Source organism: Nocardia sp. NPDC005978, from assembly GCF_040614455.1.
GTDB lineage: Bacteria > Actinomycetota > Actinomycetes > Mycobacteriales > Mycobacteriaceae > Nocardia.
Map to the genome: position 1 here is coordinate 1 of NZ_JBEXUS010000207.1, position 5,791 is coordinate 5,791.

At 70.1% G+C, this 5,791-nt stretch carries 5 protein-coding genes and 1 pseudogene; 1 reads left to right on the forward strand and 5 read right to left on the reverse strand.

Annotated elements, in window-relative coordinates; all coding sequences use genetic code 11:
• Positions 1-854, forward strand: an 854-nt coding sequence (locus tag ABZ319_RS39850) for a hypothetical protein (RefSeq protein WP_354991783.1), incomplete at its 5' end; no start/stop codon positions are given.
• 91 nt (positions 855-945) lie between these two features.
• Here ABZ319_RS39850 and ABZ319_RS39855 read toward each other — a convergent pair.
• The 5 genes and pseudogenes from ABZ319_RS39855 to ABZ319_RS39875 all read right to left on the reverse strand — a co-directional run.
• The gene (locus ABZ319_RS39855) at positions 946-2,337 is read right to left on the reverse strand and encodes a DUF6882 domain-containing protein (protein ID WP_354991784.1); all 1,392 of its coding nucleotides are present in this window, start codon (positions 2,335-2,337) and stop codon (positions 946-948) included.
• 35 nt (positions 2,338-2,372) lie between these two features.
• A complete protein-coding gene (locus tag ABZ319_RS39860) occupies positions 2,373-3,224 on the reverse strand; it encodes an STM4011 family radical SAM protein (RefSeq protein ID WP_354991785.1) in 852 nt (283 codons plus the stop codon).
• Between the two features lie 4 nt (positions 3,225-3,228).
• A complete protein-coding gene (locus ABZ319_RS39865; protein WP_354991786.1) occupies positions 3,229-4,560 on the reverse strand; it encodes an STM4012 family radical SAM protein in 1,332 nt (443 codons plus the stop codon).
• The gene (locus ABZ319_RS39870; RefSeq protein WP_354991787.1) at positions 4,557-5,399 is read right to left on the reverse strand and encodes an STM4013/SEN3800 family hydrolase; all 843 of its coding nucleotides are present in this window, start codon (positions 5,397-5,399) and stop codon (positions 4,557-4,559) included. Before ABZ319_RS39870 ends, ABZ319_RS39865 begins: the two co-directional genes overlap by 4 nt.
• A pseudogene (locus ABZ319_RS39875) lies at positions 5,386-5,791 on the reverse strand (hypothetical protein); the annotation flags it as partial. The gene ABZ319_RS39870 and the pseudogene ABZ319_RS39875, both read right to left, overlap by 14 nt.

Genomic DNA, 5,791 nt, shown 5'->3' on the forward strand with positions numbered 1-5,791 from the left:
CGCTCGTGCCCGGCCGGGCACGAGCGGGCTCCCCCAACCCGAACATCAGCACCGATCCCGAGGACATCATGAAGAACCAGATCCGCGTCGGAGCCCTCGTTTTCCTGGGCCTGTCCATCGCCTACTACCTGTTCCACGGCATCACCTCCGACGACGTCTTCGGCTGGGTCGGCTGGCAGATGGCCCTGCCGATCATCGGATTCACCGTGGTACCCATGGCTTTCGCCTTCACCGGCGACGGCATCATGTCCGCCCTGACCGGCAACAACAGCGCGGAATTCCGCAACGGCCTGATCGGCCTCGGCACCGTGCAGGGCATCGGCCACACCGGCGTCACCCTCAACGATCAGCCGCAGGTGCGGATCGATCTGCGGGTGGAGGCCGTGGACGGCAAGGTCTTCCCCTCGCACGCCAAGATGATCGTCCCGCTCACCGAGCTGGCGCTGCTGCGCCCCGGCGTGGTGCTGCCGGTGCGGTATCTGCCGGGCCGCACCGACCGGGTCGAGATCGACCACTCCGGCGACGCGGTCGCCGCCCAGGACGCCATGAACGCGGCCATGGTCCGCAAGGGCATCACCACCCCGGCCAAGCTGGACATCGCCCGTCGCGGTGTCCCCGCCCAGGCGGTGGTCCGGTCGCTGTCGGTGCCCGGCGAGATCCGCGACGGCCACCCCCGCCTCGATCTCACCCTGCTGGTGACCCGCCCCGACGGCAGCATGTTCGAGGCCCGCACCGAGAAGTTCCTGCCGACCAGCCAGGTAGGCCAGGTCCAGATCGGCCGGGTGGTGCGGGTGCACTACCTGCCCGAGAACGAACGGGAGCTGGTCATCTCCCTGCCCCTGAACGCCGCGTAACCGCCGCACCACCAACCCCGAGCGCCGCAGGCCCCGCCCGCGGCGCTCTTCCGTGCGCGGATCACGCTGTGCGACAGCGGTGTCGACCTCCTCAGAGCGGAATGCCGCCTACGAGACCGTATCCCGCGCGGATGAGGGAACCGTCGATGCCGAACTCGGCGCGCACCTCGTACAGGCCGAAGTGGGCCATCAGCAGCTCCGGCTCACCGACGTACAGCACGGGCAGGCCGTGGTGCTGGAAGTAGCCGACCGTCATCTCCCGCATGACCCGGTAGCGATTGCCCGGATCGGTCAGCGGATTCAGGACGTCCGCCGCGTGCTCGAGCACCCGGCAGGCGATATCCGGATCACTGTGCGAGACCGGAACATCCGGGTCGGTCACCGCGTAGCAGGAGTAGCCGGGCCGGCCCGGCCGGCGATGAAATTGCAGGCCCCTGCCATCGCCGAGCCGCACCGCACCCGTGGCGAGCAGCATCATGAGATTGCGGGCGACCGGCGCGTACGACAGGTCCACCCGGGGCGAACCCAGTTGCGGCGCTCCGTGTTCGATGGCCAGCGCGCGCACCGCGGCGCTCCCGGTCCAGTCCGTGTCCGCCCACGTCCAGGTCTCGGCGTCGGGATCGAAGTGCCCGAGTTCGGCGCCCCGCGGCTCCGCGTCGAACAGCGCGGGGTCACCGTAGCCCGGCGCGTCCTCGACGTGACCCGCCACGATCGGCACCGCGGGCGCTAGCGCGGCGAGCAGCGCGTCCGGCACGAAAGGCGTTCCGCGGCGGTCCGGTTGGCTCGACGGCGCGACCGGTGTGATCGCCCGGCCGTCCGGGCCGAAGACCGCGACATCGGAGATCACGTCCCGCTCGTCGATCTCGAAGGCGATCCGGTAGTCGCCGGGCAGGGTGAGTTCGGCGATCTCGGGTGCGGGCGCGATGCGCACCGGCAGCCCGCGGCCGTGCGCGTAGCCGCTGATCACCGCGCGCGCACCGCCGCCCGGCAGCAGATCCGCCGCGATCCGCAGCACCGAGCCCGTCTGCGCCGGATCCGGTTCGGCGCGGCTCACGCTCTCGTCGTCGGTCACCAGGTAGGTGTAGGCCCGGCCGCCGTGATTGAACTTCGTCATGCCCCGCGCACCCAGCGCACCCATGCAGATGAGGGCGAGGTGATCGGCCGCCAGTTTCGGATCGTGGAAGCCGCCCAGATCCACCAGTTCGGTGGTGAACTCCGGAATGTCGTGCCGCAGCCCGATCTCCCGCAACCGCGCCGAATGCTCGGCACCCGGTCTGCCCTCGGTGTCGGGCTTGGCCCACGTCCACATGAAGGCCAGGTCCTCGGCGAAACTGCCGAGCTGCCCCGAGCGCGTGAATTCGCGCTCTCCTATCCGCGCGATCCCGGTGATCACGCTGCACCCGGTGCGCCCCGGCGGAATCTGCCCGGAGAACCACATGTGCTGTTCTATCGCCCCGCCGAGTACCCCCCGCGCGAAGGACATTAGCGATTCGCTGAATGTGTCCACGTGGACGCAGACTAGCCGGACAGTCCGACGGGAATGCGTTCGAGGACGCCACCTGCGAAAACGTCGTAGAGCGGCAGGGTTTCGAGATGGACGTAGCCGATGTGGCAATCGCACTGCGCCAGTGGGCAGGTCCGGGGGCGCAGTGCCTCCCGATAGCTGCCGTCGTAGAGATTGCCGAGTTCGGCGGGGATGAAATGGCAGCGGCGCACGGTGCCGTCCCCGTCCACCGAGATCACCGATTCACCGGTCCGGCAGGGCATTCCGGCCGAGGCGTGCGGGTGGCGGCTGTAGCCGAACAGCGGATCGAGTTCGGTCCAGGCCGCGGCCTGCGCGTCGGTCAGCGGATGTCCCTCGGGCGCGTTGACCCACAGGTAGACGTGCCCGGGCAGGTCCGCGCGCAACCGCCGGGCGGCGGGCAGATGGTCGGGGAAGCCGACGATGCCGACGCTGTACCGGATTCCGAGCCGGGCCAGCTCGGCGCACTTGCCGGTGAAGCGTTCGTAGGGCGTCTGATCCGGGTGGTAGGTGCACCACAGCGCGAGCGTGTCCGGATCCGCGTCGGCCAGCCAGTCGGTGCGGCAGCTCAGATTGGTCTGGATCGCCACCCGCGCGACCTGGGGCAGCCGCGAGAGTTCCACGAGCGTGCGGCGATACCAGGATCTGACCAGGCCCTCGCCCCACGGGGTGAACAGGATCGAGAGCCGGTCCCCGCGCTGCTCGCCGACCCAGGCGGCGAACCGCTCCAGCGCCGCGCGATCCGCGCGCAACTGCTCACGGGAGTCGCGGCGCTTGGCGAACGGGCAGTACGGGCAGTCGTAATCGCAGGAGGCCAGCGGACCGCGATAGAGAATGGTCAGATCCACGGGCTCACTTCGCTTCGTAGGCCGCCATGGCCGCGTGTACCTCCGGGGAGAACAGCCGCGGTCCCAGGGCGTCGGAGTAGGCCAGGCCCTCGGGGCTCAGCCGCAGCAGATCGGGTCCGGTTCCCGTTGCGAGCCAGCCCAATTCCTCGAACTCGGCGAGCTCGGCCGGGAAGTGCTCGTGCGGGGTCCCGCCGAAGCGCGCGTGATACTCGGCGATTTCCATGCCCCGGGCCTGCAGCAGCGATTGCAGCAGATGTCTGCGCCGGGCCTCGTGCTCGTCCATCCGCCGGCCGACCTCGGCCCGCGTGAAATCCACCGTCTCGGTGTAGGCGTCGATGATGCCGCGCACCTCGCGGGTCTCCACCGCGTAGTCGAACGAATAGTGCAGCCCGGCGGTGTACGAGCGCGCGCCACAGCCGAGCCCGATCATGCCGTCGGTCTGGCACGCGTAGTCGTCCGGACCGCTCGCCGCCGCGCCGACCCGCCGGAACATGCGCATGGAGGTTTGTTCGTAGCCGTTGTCCAGCAGGTGATCCCGGCCGATCGCGTACAGGCGCAGCCGTTGCTCGTCCCAGTCGGCCTCGCTGCCGAGCTGCGTGCGTCCCAGTCCGGTCAGCGGCCGCACGTACAGCGGATACAGGTACAGCTCCTCGGGCCGCCACGCCAGCGCGGCGTCCAGCGAGGTCAGCCAGCTCCGCTCGGTCTGCCCGTCGATGCCGTAGATCAGGTCGATGTTCAGGATCGGAATGTCCACCGCCCGAATTCTTTCCAGCGCGGCCTCGACCTCGGCCCGGCGCTGCGGGCGCACCGCGGCCCGGGCCTCGGCGTCGACGAAACTCTGCACGCCGATGCTCAGCCGGGTCGCCCCGCGCTCGGCCAGTACCGCGAGCCGGTCGGCGGTGGCGGTGGACGGCGAGGTCTCCACCGACAGTGCGATCTCCCGCAGGTCCGCGCCCATGCGCAGCTCGGCGATGTCGCAGAGCCGTTCCAGCTCAACGGCGTTCAGGAAGGTCGGGGTGCCGCCGCCGAAGGCCGCGGCGGCGAATCGCACCGGTCCCGGGCCCAGTGCGGCCCGCACCGCGCGGGCCTGCCGCTCGAGCGCGTCGAGGTAGCGGCCGGTCAGATCCTCGGGCGCGCCGACGCGGGTGAAGAGGTTGCAGAACCCACATCGGTACTCGCAGAAGGGGATGTGCGCGTAGAGCGAGAGCGCGTCCTTGGGCTCGCCGGCCCACAGCTCGTCCAGCACCGGTCGGTCCGCCAGTGGCCGGTACGCCGTCTTGTGCGGGTACCCGTAGACATAGTTCTGGTAGGGGCGCGGTCGGGCGATCGTCCTCATGTGGCTGCCTCGAGAAAGAACTGTGCGTAGGGAACCGTCCACACCGATTCGTGGCCGAGCCGGTGGCCGGTGAAACCGTCGTCGCCGTAGGCGGTTCCGTGGTCGGAGCAGACGATGGCGAAACAGCGCCGGCGCGCGCTGACCGCGGCGAACAGCCTGCCGATGTGCCGGTCCACGTATTCCAGTGCGGCCGCGTGGGTTTCCCGGGAATCGCCCGCCGCGCGCGTGGCGCCCGGCAGATGGAACCAGTTGGGCTGGTGCAGCGCGGACACATTGACGAACAGGAAGAGCCTGCGCTCGGCGGGCAGCTCGGCGATGACCTGTTCGGCACGATCGATCTGCGCCTCGAAGGCGGCGGGCGCGGCGACCGAGAACTCCGGTTCCCAGTGGCTGTCGTGGAACAGGCCCGGCAGCACCGAGCCGAGCGCACCCTGCTTGTTGAAGAATCCGACACCGCCCACGCACACGGTGCGGTACCCCTCGGCCGCGAGCGCGGACACCAGATCCGGGGTGTCGTACACGAAGGTGCGGCCCGCGGTGGTCTCGCTGCCCGCGAACCGCGAGGCGAACAGCCGGGGATGCGGGCCGGGAGTGGCCGGGGTGGGCAGGAATCCCGCGAAGATGGCCTGATGCGAGGCGTAGGTGAAACTGCCCGGCGCGTGCCGTCGCTCCCATTCCCCGTTCGGCAGGTGCCGGGCCAGATTCGGCAGTCGCCCGGCCGCGAGCAATTCCGCGGCCACGTCGAAGCGCAGGGTGTCCAGGGTGAGCAGCAACAGATCGTCGCGGCCGATGACCTCGTTCATATCCGGCTGACCGGGGTGCGGGTTAGGCGCTGACACCTGATTCATTCCTCGTTCTGCGTACGATCGCGGCGACCTGCGCATCGTAGGTGGTCGCGGTTTCCGCTCCGCTACCGTCCAGACCGGTCAGTCCGGGAAGCAGGTCACCGAAGGCGTTGACCTCGCCGATCACGAACCGCCGCCAGCCGATACCGGGCAGGACATCCACCCCGACCCGCGAACAGCGCGGGAAACACGCGGCGGCCCGCTCGCACAGGCGCAGCACCTCGGACCAGTCCCCGCCCGCCGCCGCGATGGCCGCGCGCGCCGCGGCCCCATCGCCGCGCCCGCCACCCAGATGCACATTGGGGAAAGGCGAAGGGCTGGTGAGCACCACGGCGGGGGTGGCCCGGCCAGCGATCACCACCACCCCCAGATCCCCCCGGCGCACC